Here is a 20098-nt window from a genome sequence, read left to right on the forward strand (position 1 = left end):
ACGCCGCCGTTGCGCTACCAGCAGCTGCCGGCGCCGGCGCTGCCGGTGGCGCTGCGCGTGCCGGTCTGGTCGATGCCCAGCGCCGCGCAGGCGGTATCGGCGACGGCCTGGCCGGCGAGCGGGGTGGCGACGATCTTGAACGCGGTGGCGCTGGGCGTGCCGCTGAAGGCGACGCTGTAGAAATTGGAGACCGCTTCGCACTGCGCCGGATCCGGCGCGCCGGCATAGGTCATGTTGGTGGTGTAGTAGCGCTCCATGAACTGGGCGCGCTCCTGCAGGCAGGCCGCGGCCGTGCGCCGCCGCGACTTGACGATCGAGGAGGTGTAGCTGGCATAGGCGATCGCCGCCAGGATTCCGATCACCGCGACCACGATCATCAGTTCGATCAGGGTGAAGCCGGCGATCCGCCGCCGCTGGGGGTGCCGCTGGCGCTGCATGCTCATTTCTCCTTGATGACCTCGCGCCAGGACACGCGGCTCGGGCTGATCGCCGACGTGGCGAGGCTGGTGCTGGTACCGCTGGAGTCGCTGACCACCAGCTTGCCGTTGAGCAGCGCCGCCACGCTGGCCATGCCGCTGCTGATCGCCACCGAACCGACCGCGACGCTGGCGCCGGCACTGGTGGTGAGCGTGTCGTTGCTGGTGCTGCCGTTGCCGTCCAGGTCGAAATACCCGGTCTTGGTGCTGGTCCCGGTGAATGCGCTGATCGCGTTGACGTAGCTGGTGCCGTTGGACTGGCAGGCGCTGCTGCTGGGAATGATGCTGCTGAACACCAGGGTCGTGCCGGAGATCACCGGGGTGCCGACGACGCGCTCTCCCTGCGGGTTGCTGGCATCGGTCAGCAAGTCGAGCGACCAGCCCTGCGACCCGGCCGGCAGCGCGGCATAGCTCTGGAAGCCGCGCACGCCGTAGCCGGAACTGGTGCTGCTGACCGCGATGCTGCGCGCGGTCAGGCCGCTGCGCGCCACGGTGGCGCCGGCGTCGACGATGCCGTACATGGTCTGCACCGAGGTGTCCTGGAGGTCGCTCTTGAGCAGGTAGCGGCCGGTGCCGAAGAACACCCAGGTGGCCGACGTGCCGGGATCCTCGGCGACCAGCACGCCGCCGGTGATCGGCTGCGCCACGCCGGCGCTGCTGGTCGCGCTGAACAGCGCCGCCGCGCCGTTGCCGACCGACCAGGACGCGGCGGCGCTGGCGGACAGGTCGAACTTCCACACATGTCCTTGCAGATCCCCCGCATACACGTAGTCCACCGTGCCGCTGCCGTCCGCATCCCAGCCGGTCGGGGCGAACAGGCCGTTGCTGGTGGCGGTGGTGGTGCCGCCGCTGCCCGTGTCCAGTTCCCGGATCAGCGCGCCGGTGCTCAGGTCGTAGACCAGCAGGACCGCATGGCCGTTGCCGCTGTTGATGCCGTTGCCGGTCACCAGCGCGGTCACGCCGTTGTTGAGCTTGGCGATGAACGGCTGGCCGAGCACCAGGCCCATGTTGCCGGCGGAGGTTTCCGTTTTCTCCCACAGCACGGCGCTGGCCGAGAACGCGGTCGGGCTGCTGACATCCAGTGCGTACAGGCCTTTGCCGCCGCGCCCCAGGGCGCCGACCAGGATGTTCCTGCTGCTGGTCTGCGTCCGCGTGGATACCACCACCGGACCGTCGACGAAGAACTGGTGCGTGTAATCGGGATCGGCGAGCGTGGCCAGATCGCTCATGGCCAGCGCCCCGGGCACGTAGGCGAACAGCTCGGCGCCGGTGCCGGCATCGAAGGCGTGCAGCATGCCGTCGTTGCCGCCCACGTACACGGTGCCGGTGTCGCCGACGTAGGCCGGCGTGGAATCGACGATGTCGCCGAGCACCGTGCTGCGGTTGCGCAGCGTGCCGCCGTTCTGCTTCTCGTTGCTCTGGTCGCCGCGCAGGTAGCTGGCGATATCGGCACCGCCGAGCGCGGTCTGCTGGGTGGTGGTGGGAAAGCTGGCGCCGGCCGCGTTCTCATAGGTAACGATGGTGCGCGCGGTGGCGGCCGGCATGCCCGCCGTCGCCAGCCAGGACGCACTGCTCGCGTTGCAGGTGCTGACCGTGGCCGCGCAGGCGAGCAACTGTCCGCTCCAGGTGCCGGAGACGTACAGCGCCGAGAACAGCTGGGTGCTGCTGCTGAGGCTGGTGGACGTGGCGCTGATGTTGGATCCGGAGCCGGTGCGCTCGGTGATCGCGGCCAGCGCCGACTGCAAGGCGGTGACGAAACTGTCCGGATCGCTGGCGACCACGAACGAACCGTGGCCGTTGACCGTGGCATGCCACAGGTCGTCGATGTTGACGATGGTGTTGTTGACCGGCTTCGGCCAGGACAGGGTGCCGGCGGTGATCGCCGCCAGGTCGGTGGACGGATCCAGCGTGCCCGCCGCACCGATGGAGATGCCGAAGGTGACCATGTGCTGCCAGAACGCCGGGTCGTCGCTGTTGGTCGGCACGATGTTGGACAGGTCGCTGCGCAGGTCGTTCTTCCAGTAGCGCATCGCCACGTCGGCCAGCGTGTCCGCATAGGCGCTGCTGTAGGGAAGCGCAGGAGTGTAGGTGTAGGTATTGCCGCTGGGCCCGGTGATCGTCGACCCGCTGGCATTGTCCTGCTCGCCGGCGGTCGGGGTGTAGCTGGACTCGTTCCAGTAGCCGTCGGTGGTCAGGATCGCGAAGTTCTGCCGGCATGCATATTGGTTGGTGCCCGACTCCGGGCCGTAGGGGCCGGCGGCATCGCTGCTGCTGAAGTAGGTTCCCGCCGAGGCCAGCGCGCCGCGCAGCGGCGTGCTGTCGCTGGCGTTGGCGCTGTACAGGCGGTCGTACCACTGCGTGCGGTTGTTGTTGCTGCCGGTAGTCCCGTTCGGATCGTCGAACAGCCCATCGTTGTTGTTGACCGGGATCGGGTACGCGTTGGTGATGTAGTTGCTGGACAGCGTATGCAGCTGCCGCGCCCAGATGGTGCGAAAGCCGACCCGCACGTTCGCGCCCAGTTCGCTGAACGCGCGCCCGGCCGAGGCCTTGGCGACCTTGTTGCGGGTGCGGTAGTACGAATACCAGGTCGCGAAGTTGACCCGCTCGGCCGCCTCGCTGCGCCCGGTCGGCGTGGTCCTGACGCAGTTGCGCCAGCCGCTGCCCGAGGTGGAGGTGGCGCAGCCCATCGAGGAGGCGGTGGAGGGCGTGTTGGCGGCGCTGTAGGTGGTGTACTCGCTGCGGTAGATCGCCCCGCTGGTCAGGATCTGGTAGCGGTAGTAGTTGGCGCCGTTGGCCAGGTACACCGTCGTATCGGTGCTGGCCGTGTTCTTGGGCACGTAGAAGGTCTGCACGCTCGCATACAGGCTGGTGGTGCTGCCGGAAGCCGATTCCAGGCTGGTGTAGACGCTGCCGTAACTGATCCCGCCGGTCATCTGCGTGCCGGTCGAATCCACCCAGGGCGTGTAGCTGGTAGCCGGGTTGTAGTAGATGGTGTTGCGCGCGTAGGTCTTCAGTGCGACATCGGACACGGTGCCGGTCGCCGGCACGCTGTCGGGCATGTAGGTGTAGTCCATGGACCCCGAATCGTCGAGGATGAACAGGATGTTCGGCGCCACCGTGGTGTCGGTGATCAGCGGAGTGTCGGGAAGGTCCAGGCCGCTCGTCGCCGCCGAAGCCGGCGCCGAAACCAGCGCAGCCAGCCACAACAGCGCCGGACCGAGGCGGATGCCGCGCACGCGCGCCATTGCGCTCATTTGGCCACCAGATAGTTGGTTTGCAGGATTACCGCGGCGCGGTCGCTGCCAGTGCTGCGCGCAGTGATCCGGTAGCGCTGCATGTCGCAGTTGGCGTCGGTGGACGCGGTGGATTTGGAGGTGGTGCAGTTCGGCCCGTAGGCGCCGTCGCCCATGTATTCGATGATGTAGCTGGTGGTGATGGCCGTATCGGTGTTGCCGGTGTTGCTCGCCGTCGTCCAGCCGCTGAAGCCGCTGTCCAGCCAGCGGTCGGTCGCGCCTGCGAGCGGCGCGACGCACACACCGCTGGTGCAGCCGCTGCTGGGCACGCTCACCCCTGCGGAGATCGCGGTCTCGGCGATGCGCAGCGCGGACTCCGCCGCCTGGAACTGACGGGTGCGATCCAGCAGATTCGCGCTCATCCGCTCCTCCAGCGAGGTGCTGCGCAGCACCGCTACCGCGAGCAGCGACATGATCAGCAGCAGGATCAACGCCACCAGCAGCGAAATGCCGCGCTGCGATGCGGCGCCGGACACCGGGATTGTGACCATGTTCATCCGTTGCGATTCCTCAAACCGACCACGTGCACCATCGATCGCTGCAGCACCTTGCCGTCGCTGCCCACCTTGTCCGGGCTGTCCACGGTCAGCGCGATGCGCACCGCGATCACGCTCGACCAGTCGCTGACCGCCGCCGCATCGACATAGGTGGTCGCATCGCTGACCAGGTAGCTCAGCGCCATCGCCGACACGCCCTGCGCCACCTCTTCCTGCTTCAGCGCGCCGGCATACAGGCGGCTGCGGTACAGCGACGTGCTGCCGTTGCCGTTGTAGGCGACATACCAGCGCAGCGCATTGAACCGCGCCACCGCGGCATTGGCGGCGTAGCTGATGGTGCCGGGATGGGAGACGCTGGTCGTGGCGACGCTGGAGGCGGCGAACACGCTGCTGGTGTTGCCGTCGCACACCAGCAGCACGTCGCCGCTGACGAAATCGTGCAGGCTGCCGTTCAAGGTGAAGACCGTGCCGCTGTCGGCGGCGACGGAGGCGACGTAGTCGCTGCCGGAGAACATCTGCAGCGCCGCGGTGCCGGCCACGCGCGCGCCCTTGCCGCTGCCGAACGCGGGCGTGGCGTCGGAAAACTCGGCGCTGGACGAATAGCCCTTCAGCGCGTCGCCCCAGCGGCCCAGGCTGCCCCACCACGCGCTGCTGCTCAACGTGTTGGTCAACGCCCGATGGGTGCAGGCGCTGCCGCCGGCCACACGCAGGTCGCGCGACATCAGGTCGAAGGCGGTGCGTGCGCTTTCCTGGATGCGGCTCAGGCCTTCGCTGCTGCGGTAGGTCTGCTGGTTGCTGAGGAAGATCCCGATCGCCGCGATCGTCACCATCAGGCCGAGCATCATCCCGACCATCAACTCGATCAGGCCGAATCCCGCCGCGCCCGGCCGCGAACGCGCGCCGGCGTTCACAGCTGGGCGCTCATGCTGAGGCTGTAGCGTGCCGCACCGCTGCCGACGCCGCTGGCCGACGCATCGCTGGCGCGGCTGTCGTCCCAGTCCACGGTGACCGTGCACAGGCCGCTGCTGCAGCTGACCGTGCCGCAGGCGCTGGCGCCGACCATGCTGTGCAGCGACTGCATCCACGCGTTCAGATCGGTGGCGGCCAGGGTGCCGGCGGTGGGCGCGGCGCAGGTGCGGCTGAGCGCATAGCCTCCGGCCAGGGACACGCTGCGGTTCACCCGCATCGCATCCAGCAGGGTCGTGACCAATACCACCGCCTGGCTGCGCTGCATCGCGCTGTGGTTGTTGCGTAGCGCGGTGGCCTGCATCGCGGCGATGCCGAGCAGGCCGATCCCCAGGATCAACACCGCGATCAGCACTTCCAGCAACAATTCCCCCGCCTGGCGGCGCGGCCCCGGCGTGCGTGGCGGCGAACGCTCATTCATCGGCGGGCACGGCACAGGCCGCCTGGGTATTCTCGCTGCTGATCGCCACCCGGCTGCCCGCCGCGATGCCGATCCGGCGCTGGTTGTTCTCGGGACGGCTGACCGCCATGCACACCGCGATGCTGGCCGCCAGCAGGCCGTTGCTGGCGTCGCGCGCCAGGCCGTCGGGATAGAACACGATCGCGGCGGCGTTGTCGTTGACCGCGGCGCTAGCGCGCACCTGCACCGAGGGATCGACCAGGTTCGCCCGCAGCAGCTCGCCGCTGCTGGAGACGCGCACGATCCACCCGGGCCAGGCCGCGCTGATGCCGGCGCAACTGCTGCCGTCACTGCTCGGGCAAAGCACCACATTGGCGTTGCGGCGCACGGCTTCCGAGCGCGCCAGCTGCAGCGAGGCCACCAGTTCGTTGGACTGCGCCACCAGGCGATTGGTGTTGATCAGCGCGGCGAAGGCGGGAACCGCCATGGCCAGCACGATCGCCAGCACGGCGATCGCCACCATCAACTCGATCAGGCTGAACCCGCCGGCGCCCCCGCCGGACCAAGGCCAGGCCCGGTCTTTGGCTCGATACCGCATGCCCTCTCCCCCGTCGATCCTGCGTGGCCGGGGGACGGCAAGGGCCTCCCGCCGGCGAACGACCGGACCGTCTCGTGTTGGATACGAATCCGCATGAATCCCACGACGCCGGCATACGGCCGCACCTGGCGACCCCACCGCGCCACGCAAATCTAGTGCGCGGGCGTGGCACGCCATTGCCAAGACGTGCAACGAACGGCAAAAACACGGCACACACATCGCCATTGATGCCCCGCCAGGCAACCGCACCCGGCGCGCCACCGCGGCCCGGCGCTTCCAGTAGAATCGGCCCCATCCACCGCCCGCCGTGATCCGCCATGCCCCCTTCCAGCCATCGCCTTCCCGCCCTGCTCCTGCTGGCAGCGCTGCTGGCCGCGACCCGCATCAACCACTTCGGCGCGATTCCGGACGCCTCCTGGGCGGTGTTCTTCGTCGGCGGCTTCTACCTGCGCGGCTGGACCCGCTGGGCGTTCCCGGGGCTGATGGCGCTGGCGGTGCTGGTCGACTACCTGGTGATCCGCAGCCAGGGCCTGGACTTCTGGCAGCACTACTGCGTGTCGCCGGCGTACTGGTGCCTGATCCCGGCCTACTTAGCGCTGTGGGCGGGCGGCAGCTGGCTGGCGCGGCGCTACCGCGGCGCCGACTGGCGCGCGCTGGGCCTGACCGCGGCCAGCCTGGTGGTGGCGGTGGCGGTGTGCCAGCTGATCGCGCAGGGCAGCTTCTACTGGGTCAGCCGCAGCGTGCCCAACCCGACCGTCGCCGGCTGGTGGCAGAACTACAGCGACTGGCTGCTGCCCTACCTCGGCAGCGCCGCGCTGTACACCGCATTGGCCGCAGCGATCCAGGTCGGGGTCGAGCAGCTGGCGCGGCTGGGCCAGCGCGGCCAGCCCGCCGGCCACTGAGCCAGGCCTGGTCGCCGGCGATGGGCAATCGTCTCTCCAAGATCTACACCCGCACCGGCGACGACGGCAGCACCGGCCTGGGCGATGGCAACCGGGTCGGCAAGGATTCGGCGCGGGTGGCCGCCTACGGCACCGTCGACGAAGCCAATTCGGCGCTCGGGGTGGTCCTGGCCAGTCCGCTCGCCGACGACGTCCGCGCCCTGCTGACCGCGATCCAGCACCAGTTGTTCGACCTGGGCGGCGAGCTGTGCATCCCCGGCCATGCCGCGATCCACGACGCCGACATCGACGCGCTCGAGCGGCACCTGGACCGCTACAACGACACCTTGCCGGCGCTGAAGGACTTCATCCTGCCGGCCGGCGGCGAGGCCGCGGCACGCTGCCATCTGGCGCGCACCATCGTGCGCCGCGCCGAACGCGAGACGGTGGCGCTGTCGCGCCAGGACGCGGTACGGCCGCAGGCGATCCGCTACCTCAACCGTCTGTCCGACCTGCTGTTCGTGCTGGCGCGGGTGCTGGCCCGCGCCGATGGCCAGGGCGAAGTGCTGTGGCGCCACGACCGCCGCCAGGCCTGAGCGGCCGCGGCGGCGCGCGGAACGGGCGGCACGCATGCTGATCTATACCCATCCCGCCTGCCTGGGCCATGAACCCGGGCCGGAGCATCCGGAGCGGCCGGAGCGCCTGCAGGCCGTCACCGCCGCGCTGCGCGAGGCGTTTCCCGACCTGGAATGGCGCGAGGCGCCGCTGGCCAAGCTCGGCGACCTGGCCCGGGTCCACGAGCGCGAACTGATCGACAACGTGCTGGCCGACATCGACGGCAAGCGCATGCTCGACGTGGACACGGTGATCTCGCCCGGCTCGCGCGCCGCCGCCCTGCGCGCCGCCGGCGCCGGGCTGGCCGCGGTGGACGCGGTGATGCGCGGCGAGACCGACACCGCCTTTTGTGCGGTACGCCCGCCCGGCCATCACGCCACCGCCACCACCGCGATGGGCTTCTGCCTGTTCAACAACGTCGCCGTGGCCGCCGCCCACGCCCGCGACACGCATGGCCTGGAACGCATCGCCATCGTCGATTTCGATGTGCATCACGGTAATGGCACCCAGGCGATCTTCGAGCGCGATCCGCACGTGCAGTACCTGAGCACCCACCAGTCCGGGCTGTTCCCGCACTCCGGCGGGGTCCACGACCGCGGCGTCGGCAACCTGCACAACGCGCTGCTGCCGCCGGGCAGCGGCGGCTTCCGCTTCCGCAACACCTGGGCCGACCAGATGCTGCCGCTGCTGGACGCGTTCAAGCCGCAGCTGCTGCTGATCTCGGCCGGTTTCGATGCGCATATGCGCGATCCGCTGGCCGACCTGATGCTGGACACCGAGGACTTCGGCTGGCTCACCGCCGAGCTGCGCGCGCTGGCCGAACGGCATGCGCGCGGCCGCGTGGTGTCGCTGCTGGAGGGCGGCTACGACCTGCAGGCGCTGCGCGAATGCAGCGTCGCCCACGTCGACGCGCTGCGCTGAATCCCGCCACGTCGGATGAACCCCGTCCCCTGCCCTGGGGACGCCTTCATTGCCCCCATGCATGGGATGGGGCAAGCTAGCGGTCGTTTTAGCCCGATACCTGACGCGCGTGCGCCGAGCCCTCCGCCTGCTACCCCTTCCGTTCAGTATCGCCCTCTGCCTGCCGGCGATGGCAGCCGAGAAGGCGCCCAATTGGGGCCTGTGTCCGACCCCGGACGTGCTGCCCAAGTTCGACGACGCGCCCAAGGTCGACCCGAAACTGGCGGCCATACGCGACCAGCAGCCGACCGACATCGAAGGCGACAAGCTGTCGGGCACCACGACCGTCCCGAACTACGTCGGCAACGTCGCGCTCAAGCGCGGCGACCAGTTCATGGGCACCGACAACCTGCGCGTGGACACGGAGACCGGCAACTACGTCGCCGAAGGTCACGTGCGCTACCAGGATTCGTCGATCCGCCTGGTCGCCGACCGCGCCGAGGGCAACCAGGACACCGACACCCACAAGATCACCAACATCCGCTACCAGCTGATCGAACGGCGCGGCAACGGCAGGGCCGACTCGGTGGATCTGCAGGGCGCGCTGGGGCAGATGCACCGCTCCACCTACACCACCTGCGATCCTTCGCAAGTGGTATGGCAACTGCACGCGCCGGAGATCGACGTCGACAACGACGAGGGCTTCGGTACCGCGCGCAATGCGATCCTGAAGATCTACAACGTGCCGATCCTGTACGCGCCGTGGTTCAAGTTCCCGATCGACGATCGCCGCACCAGCGGCTTCCTGTTCCCGGCGATCGGTTTCTCCGGGCGCAACGGTTTCGACTACCTGCAGCCGTATTACCTGAACCTGGCACCGAACTACGACGCCACCCTCTACCCGCGCTACATGAGCGCACGCGGCTTCATGCTCGGCGCCGAATTCCGCTATCTGTACGACGGCGGCAAGGGCCAGATCGAAACGACCTACATGCCCGACGATCAGTTGCGCGACAAGGACCGCGGCAAGTTCGAATACCAGGGCTACCACAACCTGGATTCGCACTGGCAGGCGCGCGCCTCCATCGCCTGGGTCAGCGACGAGCGCTACACGGAAGACTTTTCCAACCGCCTGCTCGGCACCTCGGTCACCAACCTGCAGAGCACGATCGGCATCTACGGCACCGGCAACACCTGGACCGCCGGGTTGATGGCCGATCGCTGGCAACTGACCGACTACACCCTGACCGAGTCCTCGCTGCCGTACAACCGCCAGCCGCGCGCCTTCTTCAACTGGGACCAGGCCTTCGGCAACTGGTTCGAAGCCGGCATCTACAGCGAGGCGGTGCGCTTCGTGCACGACGACATCCACGTCAAGGACGCGCTGTACGAGCGCACCGGCGTGGTCACCGAAGAACCGGGCGGCAGCCGCCTGGACCTCAAGCCCTACATCTCGATGCCGCTGGCCGGCGCCGCGTGGTTCCTCAAGCCGACCCTGGCCTGGCGCTACACCGCCTACCAGCTGGACAAGGACCTGGCCACGACGCTGGGCGGCGACACCTCGCCCTCGCGCAGCCTGCCGATCGCCACGGTCGATGCCGGCGTGTACTTCGATCGCGACACCAAGTTCGGCGACACCAACTATCTACAGACCCTGGAGCCCCGGCTGTTCTACCTGTACACGCCGTACCGCAACCAGGACGACCTGCCGATCTTCGACACGCGCGAATTCACCTTCAGCTGGGGCCAGCTGTTCCGCGACTCGCGCTACACCGGCGCCGATCGCCAGAACGACGCCAACCAGCTGACCATGGCCGTCAGTTCGCGCCTGCTGCGCCAGGACGACGGCAAGGAAAAGCTGTCGGTCAGCCTCGGCCAGATCCTGTACTTCAGCGACTCCAAGGTCAGCCTGCCCAACAGCGACACCACCATCGAGCAGGGCAAGTCGGCCTGGGTCGCCGACGCCAACTACATGATCAACGACCGCTGGACGCTGGGCACCACCTACCAGTGGGATCCCAAGTACCGGCGCAAGGACCTGGCCAGTTTCCGCACCCGCTACCTGCTGCCGGACGACGGCATCATCAACGTCAGCTACCGCTTCCGCCGCGACCTGCTGGAGCAGACCGACGTGTCGGTGCTGTATCCGATCAACCCGACCTGGAGCCTGGTCGGGCGCCACTACTATTCGCTGGCAGACAGCAAGCCGCTGGAAATCATCGCCGGCGTGCAGTGGGACAGTTGCTGCCTGGCGGTGCGCGCATTGGCGCGGCGCTACATCCGCAATCGCACTGGTGACATGGGCACCGCGTTCCAGATCGAATTTGTCTTGAAGGGACTCTCCTCGCTTGGCCAGGACACGGACCGCGTTCTGCGCCGTGCTATTCTCGGCTACAACCGCGACGACCTGTACTTGGTCCCGCCCAGCAACACCACGACCGATCCGGACGCTTACGATCCGAACCTGATTCCATGACCAATACCCTCTCCGCTTTCCTCGTCACCTTGCTGGCGATCGCCGGCGTGTCCGCTCCGGCGGCCGCGCAACAAACCCAACCACTGGACCGCATCGCTGCGGTCGTCGACGAGGATGTCGTCCTGCAGAGCGAACTGGATCGGGCCGTTCGCAACGTGAAGGCGCAGTATGCCGGCCGCGAAGCGCAGCTGCCGCCGGACAACGTGCTGCAACGCCAGGTGCTCGAGCGCCTGGTGCTGGTCAAGTTGCAGGTGGCGCGCGCCAACAGCACCGGGATCCGCGTCGGCGACGATGAACTGAACCGCGCCATCGGCAGCATCGCCCAGCAGAACGGCACCGATGTCGACGGCCTGCGCAAGAAGCTCGCCGCCGACGGCATGGCGTTCGACGACTTCCGCAACTCGGTGCGCGACGAGATCACCGTGCAGCGCCTGCGCCAGAGCTTCGCGCAGAGTCGCATCAACGTCAGCGAGAGCGAAGTGGATGCGGCGCTGGCGCAGCAGGTCACCACCGGCGCCCAGTACCACCTGGCGCACATCCTGGTCGGCCTGCCGGAAGGCGCCACCGCCGACCAGATCAAGACCGGCCAGAGCAAGATCGACGGGGTCAAGACCCTGATCGACAAGGGCGAGATCGATTTCAGCGCGGCTGCGGTGCGCTATTCCGACAGCCCCAACGCACTGGAAGGCGGCGACCTCGGCTGGCGCAGCCTGGACGAGATCCCGAACGCCTTCGCGCAGCTGATCCGCGACATGAAGCCGGGCCAGGTCGCCGGCCCGCTGCGCGGCCCCAGCGGCTTCCAGCTGCTGAAGCTGGTCGAGATCCGCGATGCCTCGGCCAATCCGGAAAAGAAGACGGTCACCGAGTACCACGCCCGCCACATCCTGATCCGCGTCAACGAGGCGCAGCCGGATGCGGCCGCCAAGGCCAAGATCGAGACCCTGCGCGCGCGCATCGCCGGCGGTGCCGACTTCCAGGCCGTGGCCAAGGAGTCCTCCGACGACGCCAACAGCCGTGGCCAGGGCGGCGATCTGGGCTGGTTCCCGGCCGACGCGTTCGGCCCGGACTTCGGCCACCAGATCGAAGGCCTGAGCGACAACCAGATCTCGCAGCCGTTCCGCACCGAGGCCGGCTGGCACATCGTGCAGCGCGTGGCCACGCGCCAGACCGACGTGACCAGCGACACCCAGCGCGCCCAGGTCCGCGAGACCATCGGCCGCCGCAAGCTGGAGGAGGAGTACAACCGCTTCCTGCAGGAAATGCGCGGCGAAGCCTATGTGAACCTGCGTGTCGGTGGTGCCGAAAATGCCGCGCCGGCCGCCGACGCCACCGCGCCGGCGGCAACGCCGGCACCGGCTTCCACCAAGCCGTAAGCCGTGCTGCCCTCGCTCGCGCTGGTGCCGGGCGAGCCGTCCGGGATCGGCCCGGAACTGTGCGTGCGGCTGGCGCAACAGCCGCGCCGCGACTGCCAGCTGCTGGCCTTCGCCGATCCGGACACCTTGCGCGCCGCCGCCGCGGCGCTGTTGCTGCCGCTGCAGCTGCTTCCCGAATCCGCCCCCGCCCTGGTTCCCGGCGACCTGCGCCTGCGCGCGGTCGGCAATGCGCGGCCCAGCCGTTTCGGGCACACCGAACCGGCCAATGCCGCCGCCGTGATCGGCGCGCTCACCCAGGCCGCAGACGCCTGCCTGCGCGGCGAACTGGCCGGCCTGGTCACCGGCCCGGTGCACAAGGCGGCGATCAACGACGGCGGCATCGCCTACACCGGCACCACCGAACTGCTCGCCCGCCACGCCGGGTGCGAGGTGGTGATGATGCTGGCCAACGACATCGTGCGCGTGGCCCTGGCCACCACCCATCTGCCGTTGCGCGCGGTCGCCGATGCCCTGACGCCGGCGCTGCTGGAACGCTGCCTGCGCATCGTCCACGCCGCGCTGCGCAGCGAATTCGGCATCGCCGCGCCGGTCATCGCGGTGCTCGGGCTGAATCCGCACGCCGGCGAAGACGGCCACCTGGGCCGCGAGGAAATCGAGGTGATGGCGCCGGTGCTGGACGCCTTGCGCGGCGAAGGCATGCGCCTGGTCGGCCCGCTGCCGGCCGATACCGCCTTCCTGCCGCAGAAACTGGCCGGCGTCGACACGGTGCTGGCGATGTACCACGACCAGGGCCTGCCGGTGCTCAAGTACAGCGGCTTCGAGCAGGCGGTGAACCTGACCCTGGGCCTGCCCTACCCGCGCGTGGCGGTCGACCACGGCACCGCGCTGGAGCTGGCCGGGCGCGGCATCGCCGATCCGTCCAGCCTGTTCGCCGCGGTCGCGCAGTGCGCGCAATTGGCTACACGCAAGGCGCTTGCGTAGCAGCGGCTGCAGGTGGCCTCGGGCCATCGGCCGCGAAAAAGGTTTCCCGCTAGAGCTTCGTCGCGGCGCAAGCCGCTCCTGCAGGGCCCGCGCGCGCCATCCCGGCCGCATCCCGATAAGATGCCCGCATGACTTCCTATTCCGGCTTCAGCGCCCCGGCCAAGAAATCGCTTGGCCAGCACTTCCTCAGCGACCGCCACTACATCGACAGCATCGTGCGCGCGGTGAATCCCAAGCCCGACGACCTGCTGGTCGAGATCGGCCCCGGCCAGGGCGCGATCACCTTCCCGCTGCTGCGCCGCCACGGCCGCCTGACCGTGATCGAATTCGACCGCGACCTGATCGCGCCGCTGACCGCCGCGGCGGAAGGGGTCGGCGCACTGACCATCCTCAACCGCGACGTGCTGTCGGTGGATTTCGCCGAACTGGCCGGCGACGGCCGCATCCGCCTGGTCGGCAACCTGCCCTACAACATCTCCTCGCCGATCCTGTTCCATGCGCTGGACCATGCCGCGGCGATCGCCGACATGCACTTCATGCTGCAGAAGGAAGTGGTCGACCGCATGGCCGCGGGACCGGGCAGCAAGGTCTACGGCCGGCTCAGCGTGATGCTGCAGGCGTACTGCGAGGTGACCTCGCTGTTCGTGGTGCCGCCGGGCGCGTTCCGGCCGCCGCCGAAGGTGGATTCGGCGGTGGTGCGGCTGGTGCCGCATGCGCCGCAGGACATCGGCATCGCCGACCGGCGGCGCTTCGCCGACGTGGTGCGCGCGGCGTTCGGGCAGCGCCGCAAGACCTTGCGCAATGCACTGGGCGGGGTCTGCGATGCGGCCCAGTTCGAGGCCGCCGGGGTACGCCCGGATGCGCGTGCCGAGCAGCTGGAAGTGGCCGATTTCGTGCGCCTGGCCAACGTCGCGCAGGCCTGAGCGGGACCCGCCCGCGCGGCACGGCACGTTCCCGCATCCATCCGCGCCGCGCGCACGCCACGAACGCAAATACCGACATCGCATCGCGCTCGAACGCAGCACATGCGGCATCCGCCGCTCGCGCGCGCCGCCTGCGGCACGCTCGTAGACAGGTCGCCGTCCATTCCGGCACCGGCTTTGCTTACACTGTGGGGCATGAACGATGACGCCCCCTATCGGATCGAGGTCGAAGTGTCGCCCCGGTTCCTCGACGACCAATCGGCGCCGGAGGACGGACGCTACGCGTTCGCCTACACCATCCGCATCCACAACCGCGGCCGCGTCGCCGCGCGGCTGATCGCCCGGCATTGGGAAATCACCGACGGCAACGGCCGCGTGGAGCGCGTGGACGGCGACGGCGTGGTCGGCGAACAGCCGCGCCTGCGTCCCGGCGAGGACTTCCGCTACACCTCCGGGCTGATGCTGGAAACCGAGCACGGCACGATGCGCGGCCACTACGACATGGAAGCCGACGACGGCACCCATTTCGTCGCCCCGGTCGCCCCGTTCGTGCTGACCGTGCCGCGGACCCTGCACTGATGGCGTCGGCATGAGCGTGTGGGCCATCGGCGACCTGCAGGGTTGCTACGACATCACCCAGCGGTTGCTGGAAAAGATCCGCTTCGACCCGGCGGTGGACCGGCTGTGGTTCTGCGGCGACCTGGTCAACCGCGGCGGGCAGTCGCTGGAAACCCTGCGCCTGGTGCATTCGCTGCGCGAATACAGCGTGGTGGTGCTGGGCAACCACGACCTGTCGCTGCTGGCGATCGGCGAACGCAGCCTGGACGAGCAGCGCAAGGTCAACCCGGACCTGCAGCGCATCGTGCTGGCCGAGGACCGCGACGAACTGCTGACCTGGCTGCGCATGCAGAAGCTGCTGCACGCCGACCGCGAACTGGGCTGGATGATGATCCACGCCGGCCTGGCGCCGAAATGGACCACCACCCTGGCCGAGAAGCATGCGCGCGAGGTCGAGCAGCAATTGCACGGCGGCGGCTACCGCAAGCTGTTCCGCAACATGTACGGCGACCGCCCGGCCTGGTCGCCGGGGCTGACCGGCTACGACCGCTCGCGCGCGATCATCAACCTGTTCACCCGCGCCCGCTACTGCACCCCGCGCGGACGCATCGCGATCGAGGAGAAAGGCACGCCGGGCACCCAGGCGCAGGGCCTGTATCCGTGGTTCGAGGTGCCGGGCCGGGTCGAGCGCGACCTGAAGATCGTCTGCGGCCACTGGTCGACGCTGGGCCTGACCATCACCCAGGGCGTGCACGCCATCGACACCGGCGCGGTGTGGGGCGGCAAGCTCACCGCGCTGCGGCTGGACGGCGAAGACCTGCAGGTGGTGCAGGTGCCGGGACGCCCGGTCGAAGGCCCGCCGCCGGTGCCGCGCGCGCGGCCGCCGCGGCGCAGGTCCGGCGGTGGGCGTAGCGCGGGTGGTGGTGGTGCCACTACACCGCCGCCGCCCACTCAGGACTGACAGACCTGTCTGAAGCATTTCGGTCGCGATGGATGCTGTTTGTGGGAGCGACTGAAGCCGCTCCCACAACACTCCGCTGGCTGCAAATGGACCGCACTGCTGCGGCGCTTGCAGCGGGGATCCTGATGGCCTAAGGCAATCGGCCACCTCGACGCATCATCAGGCGCCACCCCCGATCCGCTACGGCACGCCACGCCTGCGCCGGTAATCCACGAATTCGAACGCCAGCGCATGCTTGGCATCGGCCGCGTGCGCCTGCCGCGCGACCACCTCCCACTGCGCCGGATCGAATGCCGGGAAATGCGCATCGGCGCGCTCGACCACGGTGTCCACATGGGTCAGGTACAGCATGTCGGCCTGCGGCAGGACCAGCGCGAAGATGTCGCCGCCGCCGATCACCGACAGTTCGTCCGCCCCGCTCGCCTGCGCCAGTTCGATCGCCGCCTGCAGCGAGGCGACCGCCTGCATGCCCTCGAACGGCACCTGCCCCGAGCGCGTCATCACCAGGTTCAGGCGCCCCGGCAGCGCGCGTCCCAGCGACTGCGCGGTCTTGCGCCCCATCAGCACCGGCTTGCCCAGGGTCAGCGCCTTGAAGCGCTTCAGGTCGTCCGGCAGGCGCCACGGCAGCTCGTTGTCGCGGCCGATGGCATTGGCGCGATCGAGCGCGGCGATCAGGGTCAGCCGGGCCCCGGGACTCGGGACTCGGGACTCGTCCCTCCCCGTCCTCGCCGATGCCACCGCTGTTGCTTTTTCCGGGTCCCGAGTCCCGAGTCCCGGGTCCCGGCGACTCATACCGCCACCGGCGCCTTGATCGCCGGATGCGGGTCGTAGCCCTCGATCGCGATGTCGTCGTAGGTGAACGCGAACAGGTCGGTGACCGCCGGATTCAGGCGCAGCGTCGGCAACGGCCGCGGCGTGCGCGCCAGCTGTTCGCGCGCCTGTTCGAAGTGGTTCGAGTACAGGTGCGCGTCGCCCAGCGTATGCACGAAATCGCCGACGCCCAGCCCGGTGGCCTGCGCCACCATGTGGGTCAGCAGCGCGTAGCTGGCGATGTTGAACGGCACGCCCAGGAAGATGTCGCCGCTGCGCTGGTACAGCTGGCAGCTGAGCTTGCCGTCGACCACGTAGAACTGGAACAGGCTGTGGCACGGCATCAGCGCCATCTGCGGCAGCTCGGCCACGTTCCAGGCGCTGATCAGCAAGCGCCGCGAATCCGGATTGCGCCTGATCTCGTCCACCAGCCATTGCATCTGGTCGATCTCGCGGCCGTCGGCACCGGTCCAGCGCCGCCACTGCTTGCCGTACACCGGGCCGAGGTCGCCCTGCGCGTCGGCCCACTCGTCCCAGATGCTGACCTTGTTGTCCTTGAGGTAGGCGATGTTGGTCTCGCCCTTCAGGAACCACAGCAGCTCGTGCACGATCGAGCGCAGGTGCAGCTTCTTGGTGGTCACCAGCGGGAAGCCGGCAGTGAGGTCGAAGCGCATCTGCCAGCCGAACACGCTGCGCGTGCCGGTGCCGGTGCGGTCGGATTTCTCCGCGCCGCGCTCGAGCACGTGGCGCAGCAGGTCCAGGTAGGCCTTCATCGCTTGGCGTCCGCCGCCAGCGGCACCGGCTGCAGCACCGGCGCGCCGCGCGAGCGCCACAGCAGGAACAGGCCGAGCAGGATCAGCGGCGTGCTCAGGATCTGGCCCATGGTCAGCCAATGGAACGCCAGGTAGCCGATCGGCGCGTCGGGCACGCGCACGAACTCCACCGCGAAACGGAACACGCCGTACAGCAGCGCGAACATGCCGGACACCGCGTAGCGCGCGCGCGGCCGCAGCGAGAACGACCACAGCACCACGAACATCGCCAGGCCTTCCAGCACCGCCTCGTACAGCTGCGACGGATGCCGCGCGAACCTGTCCAGCGCGCCGCTGGCGTACTGCGCCTGGATCTGCGCCAGCGGCCAGTCCTGCAGCTCCGGCGCGCGCGGGAAGATCACGCCCCAGCCGGCGCCGGTGAACTTGCCCCACAGCTCGCCGCCGACGAAATTGCCGACGCGGCCGAAGCCCAGCCCCAGCGGCACCAGCGGCGCGACGAAATCCATGGTGTCGAAGAAATGCAGGCGCGCCTTGCGCGTCCACCAGGCCGCGGCCACCAGCACGCCGATCAGGCCGCCGTGGAAGCTCATGCCGCCGTCCCAGACCTTGAAGATCAGCAGCGGGTTGGCGAGGAAATCGCCCAGCGCGTAGAACAGCATGTAGCCGATGCGCCCGCCGAGCACCACGCCGAGCATCGCGTAGAACAGCAGGTCGGAGAACCCCTCCATGTCCACGCCGGGCAGGCGGCCGGCGCGGATGCGCAGCCGGCCCAGCCACCACGCCGAGGCGAAGGCGGCCAGGTACATCAGCCCGTACCAGTGCACCTTCACCGGGCCGAGCGAGAAGGCGATGGGATCGATCTGGTGGAGATAGGTCATGCGGGAACGTCGGCCGGAGGGCGGGGGTCGCCTATTCTGCCACTGGCGCTGGCCCCTGCCGTGGTCTTGGTCGACCTGGACGGCGCCAGGCTTCATCTGCCGGCAGACGCCAGCGTCCGCCATCGATGCCGGCAGAAGCCGCGCTTGCGGTCGATCCGGATGGCGCTGCGCTTGATCTGCGGGCAGGCGCGACCCGCAGCGCAGCGGGGCCATGCCGCGCCGGCGCTCAATCCAGCAGCTGCGGCATGTTCGGCAGTTCGTCGCGCCCGGCCTGGCCCGGCTGCGCGGGGAAATGCGTGGCCAGCAAGGCCGACACCGCCGCCACCCCGGCGATCACCGCCTGCTCGGGCTGGCCGGCGCGCATGTCGCGCTCGATCAGCGCGCAGACGTCGCGCCATTGCGCGGCGTCCACGCGTCCGCGCAGGCCGCGGTCGGCCACGATCTCGATCCGGTGGTCGGCCAGCAGCAGATAGATCAGCACGCCGTTGTTGGCCTCGGTGTCCCAGGTGCGCAACTGCGCGAAGGCCTGCTCGGCGCGCGTGCGTGGCGCCAGGCCGCGCAGCAGCGGCGCTGGCGCCAGCGCCGATTCGACCGCGAACATCACCTGGCCGCGGTGCGTGCGCTCGCCGTCGGCGATCGCCGCGCCGATGCGCTCCAGGCTGGCGCTCGGGAACAGCCGGTGCGCCGCCGGCGCGAACAGATGGCGGAGCAGCCGCATCACCAACTCCCCGAGGCGCCACCGCCTCCCGAACTGCCGCCGCCACCGCCCCAGCCACCTCCGCCTCCGCCGCCGAAACCACCGCCCCCTCCGAAACCACCGCCACCGAAGCCGCCGAAGCCGCCCCCGAAGCCGCCGCCCCCCCACCCGCCGCCACCGCCGCCGACCGAGCGGCCCGGCGCGATGCCCGACAGCAGGCCCAGCACCAGCCCGATGGCGCCGGTCAGCGCGCCGACGAACAGCGACAGGCTCAGCAACAGGCCCACGCCGCCGCCGGCGAGCGCCGCCAGCACGCCGCGCAGCAGCCGCGGCGCGCGCGCGAACAGCAGTTGCGCGACGAAGGCGGCGAACAGCCCGGCGAAGAAACCGAGCGGCAGCTTGCCGCCGGAACGTGATTCGGTCGCATGCGTGCTCACCGGCGGCGGCAACTGCTCGCCGTCGATCAGCTTGACCAGCATCGCGGTGGCCTCGGCGATGCCGCCGGCGTAGTCGCCGGCACGGAAGCGCGGCACCAGGTACTCCTGGATGATGCGGTTGGCGGTGGCGTCGGGAATCGCGCCTTCCAGGCCGTAGCCGGGCTGGATGCGCACGCGCCGGTCGTCCTTGGCCACCACCAGCAGCACGCCGTCGTCCACGCCCTTGCGGCCGATCTGCCACTGGTCGAACACGCGCTGGGTGTACTGCTCGATCGTCTCCGGCGCGGTGGTCGCGACCACCAGCACCTGCAGCTGGCTGCCCTTGCGCTGTTGCAGCTGCACCGCCTGCTGCTCCAGCGCAAGGCGCTGGGTCGGCGGCAAGGTGCCGGTGGTGTCGACCACCGGCGTGTCCAGCGGCGGGATCGGCGCTTCGCTGGCCGCCTGCGCCCAGGCCAGCAGCGGCAACAGCGCCAGCAGCAGCATCCCGATCCAGGCATGCCGGCCGCGGCGCGCGGGGCGGTGGCGGGTGGTCGTATCGCGCATTGCGGACTCCTGCCGGCGCGATCGCGCGGCGGCATCGAAGGGGGGACACCACAGCGGTGGGG

At 69.4% G+C, this 20098-nt stretch carries 20 protein-coding genes; 9 read left to right on the forward strand and 11 right to left on the reverse strand.

The features are described from left to right. Positions 1–14: 14 nt before the first annotated feature. From NRY95_17495 to NRY95_17520, 6 genes are read right to left on the reverse strand one after another with little or no spacing between them, the layout of a single operon-like run. The gene (locus NRY95_17495) at positions 15–437 is read right to left on the reverse strand and encodes a type IV pilin protein (GenBank protein UYC15485.1); all 423 of its coding nucleotides are present in this window, start codon (positions 435–437) and stop codon (positions 15–17) included. Positions 438–439: 2 nt separating this feature from the next. Then, positions 440–3730 (reverse strand): PilC/PilY family type IV pilus protein, encoded by a 3291-nt coding sequence (locus tag NRY95_17500; protein ID UYC15486.1) that lies wholly within the window; start codon positions 3728–3730, stop codon positions 440–442. Next, positions 3727–4266, reverse strand: coding sequence for a PilX N-terminal domain-containing pilus assembly protein (locus tag NRY95_17505; GenBank protein UYC15487.1), 540 nt, complete (start codon positions 4264–4266; stop codon positions 3727–3729). The genes NRY95_17500 and NRY95_17505 overlap by 4 nt, the downstream gene beginning before the upstream one ends. Continuing rightward, positions 4263–5177 (reverse strand): PilW family protein, encoded by a 915-nt coding sequence (locus NRY95_17510; protein UYC15488.1) that lies wholly within the window; start codon positions 5175–5177, stop codon positions 4263–4265. Before NRY95_17510 ends, NRY95_17505 begins: the two co-directional genes overlap by 4 nt. Continuing rightward, entirely contained in the window at positions 5174–5653 is a 480-nt protein-coding gene (pilV, locus tag NRY95_17515; protein ID UYC15489.1) for a type IV pilus modification protein PilV, read from the reverse strand. Before pilV ends, NRY95_17510 begins: the two co-directional genes overlap by 4 nt. Further along, a complete protein-coding gene (locus tag NRY95_17520; protein UYC15490.1) occupies positions 5646–6155 on the reverse strand; it encodes a GspH/FimT family pseudopilin in 510 nt (169 codons plus the stop codon). The genes pilV and NRY95_17520 overlap by 8 nt, the downstream gene beginning before the upstream one ends. 392 nt (positions 6156–6547) lie before the next feature. On the opposite strand from NRY95_17520, the gene NRY95_17525 reads away from it, so the two are divergent. The 9 genes from NRY95_17525 to NRY95_17565 all read left to right on the forward strand — a co-directional run bounded on the left by NRY95_17525 (position 6548) and on the right by NRY95_17565 (position 15898). Continuing rightward, entirely contained in the window at positions 6548–7132 is a 585-nt protein-coding gene (locus NRY95_17525; protein ID UYC15491.1) for a hypothetical protein, read from the forward strand. Between the two features lie 20 nt (positions 7133–7152). Then, entirely contained in the window at positions 7153–7707 is a 555-nt protein-coding gene (locus tag NRY95_17530) for a cob(I)yrinic acid a,c-diamide adenosyltransferase (GenBank protein ID UYC15492.1), read from the forward strand. A 34-nt stretch (positions 7708–7741) separates the two neighbouring features. Further along, on the forward strand, positions 7742–8647 hold the full coding sequence (locus NRY95_17535) for a histone deacetylase family protein (protein UYC15493.1): 906 nt from the start codon (positions 7742–7744) through the stop codon (positions 8645–8647). Between the two features lie 61 nt (positions 8648–8708). Next, complete coding sequence (lptD, locus tag NRY95_17540; protein UYC15494.1) at positions 8709–11102, forward strand: LPS-assembly protein LptD; 2394 nt, start codon at positions 8709–8711, stop codon at positions 11100–11102. Next, complete coding sequence (locus NRY95_17545; GenBank protein UYC15495.1) at positions 11099–12475, forward strand: peptidylprolyl isomerase; 1377 nt, start codon at positions 11099–11101, stop codon at positions 12473–12475. The genes lptD and NRY95_17545 overlap by 4 nt, the downstream gene beginning before the upstream one ends. A 3-nt stretch (positions 12476–12478) precedes the next feature. Beyond that, a complete protein-coding gene (pdxA, locus tag NRY95_17550) occupies positions 12479–13456 on the forward strand; it encodes a 4-hydroxythreonine-4-phosphate dehydrogenase PdxA (GenBank protein UYC15496.1) in 978 nt (325 codons plus the stop codon). A gap of 128 nt (positions 13457–13584) precedes the next feature. Beyond that, positions 13585–14379 (forward strand): 16S rRNA (adenine(1518)-N(6)/adenine(1519)-N(6))-dimethyltransferase RsmA, encoded by a 795-nt coding sequence (rsmA, locus tag NRY95_17555; GenBank protein UYC15497.1) that lies wholly within the window; start codon positions 13585–13587, stop codon positions 14377–14379. Positions 14380–14574: 195 nt separating this feature from the next. Beyond that, positions 14575–14958: a Co2+/Mg2+ efflux protein ApaG gene (gene apaG, locus NRY95_17560; protein UYC15498.1), complete on the forward strand. Its 384-nt coding sequence runs from the start codon at positions 14575–14577 to the stop codon at positions 14956–14958. A gap of 10 nt (positions 14959–14968) precedes the next feature. Next, the gene (locus tag NRY95_17565; protein ID UYC15499.1) at positions 14969–15898 is read left to right on the forward strand and encodes a symmetrical bis(5'-nucleosyl)-tetraphosphatase; all 930 of its coding nucleotides are present in this window, start codon (positions 14969–14971) and stop codon (positions 15896–15898) included. A gap of 180 nt (positions 15899–16078) precedes the next feature. On the opposite strand, the gene NRY95_17570 is transcribed toward NRY95_17565, so the two are convergent. The 5 genes from NRY95_17570 to NRY95_17590 form a co-directional block, all read right to left on the reverse strand. Then, on the reverse strand, positions 16079–16579 hold the full coding sequence (locus tag NRY95_17570) for a dihydrofolate reductase (protein UYC18617.1): 501 nt from the start codon (positions 16577–16579) through the stop codon (positions 16079–16081). 107 nt (positions 16580–16686) lie between these two features. Continuing rightward, complete coding sequence (locus tag NRY95_17575) at positions 16687–17481, reverse strand: thymidylate synthase (GenBank protein ID UYC15500.1); 795 nt, start codon at positions 17479–17481, stop codon at positions 16687–16689. Continuing rightward, complete coding sequence (lgt, locus tag NRY95_17580; protein ID UYC15501.1) at positions 17478–18359, reverse strand: prolipoprotein diacylglyceryl transferase; 882 nt, start codon at positions 18357–18359, stop codon at positions 17478–17480. Before lgt ends, NRY95_17575 begins: the two co-directional genes overlap by 4 nt. Before the next feature lie 226 nt (positions 18360–18585). Next, positions 18586–19077 carry a TPM domain-containing protein gene (locus NRY95_17585; GenBank protein UYC15502.1) on the reverse strand — a complete coding sequence of 164 codons (492 nt, stop codon included), beginning with the start codon at positions 19075–19077 and terminating at the stop codon, positions 18586–18588. Further along, positions 19077–19976, reverse strand: a complete 900-nt coding sequence (locus NRY95_17590) for a TPM domain-containing protein (protein UYC18618.1) — start codon at positions 19974–19976, stop codon at positions 19077–19079. The genes NRY95_17585 and NRY95_17590 overlap by 1 nt, the downstream gene beginning before the upstream one ends. Positions 19977–20098 lie beyond the last annotated feature (122 nt).

The sequence above is a fragment of the Xanthomonas campestris pv. phormiicola genome (assembly GCA_025666215.1).
In the GTDB taxonomy this organism is placed as follows: domain Bacteria; phylum Pseudomonadota; class Gammaproteobacteria; order Xanthomonadales; family Xanthomonadaceae; genus Xanthomonas_A; species Xanthomonas_A campestris_A.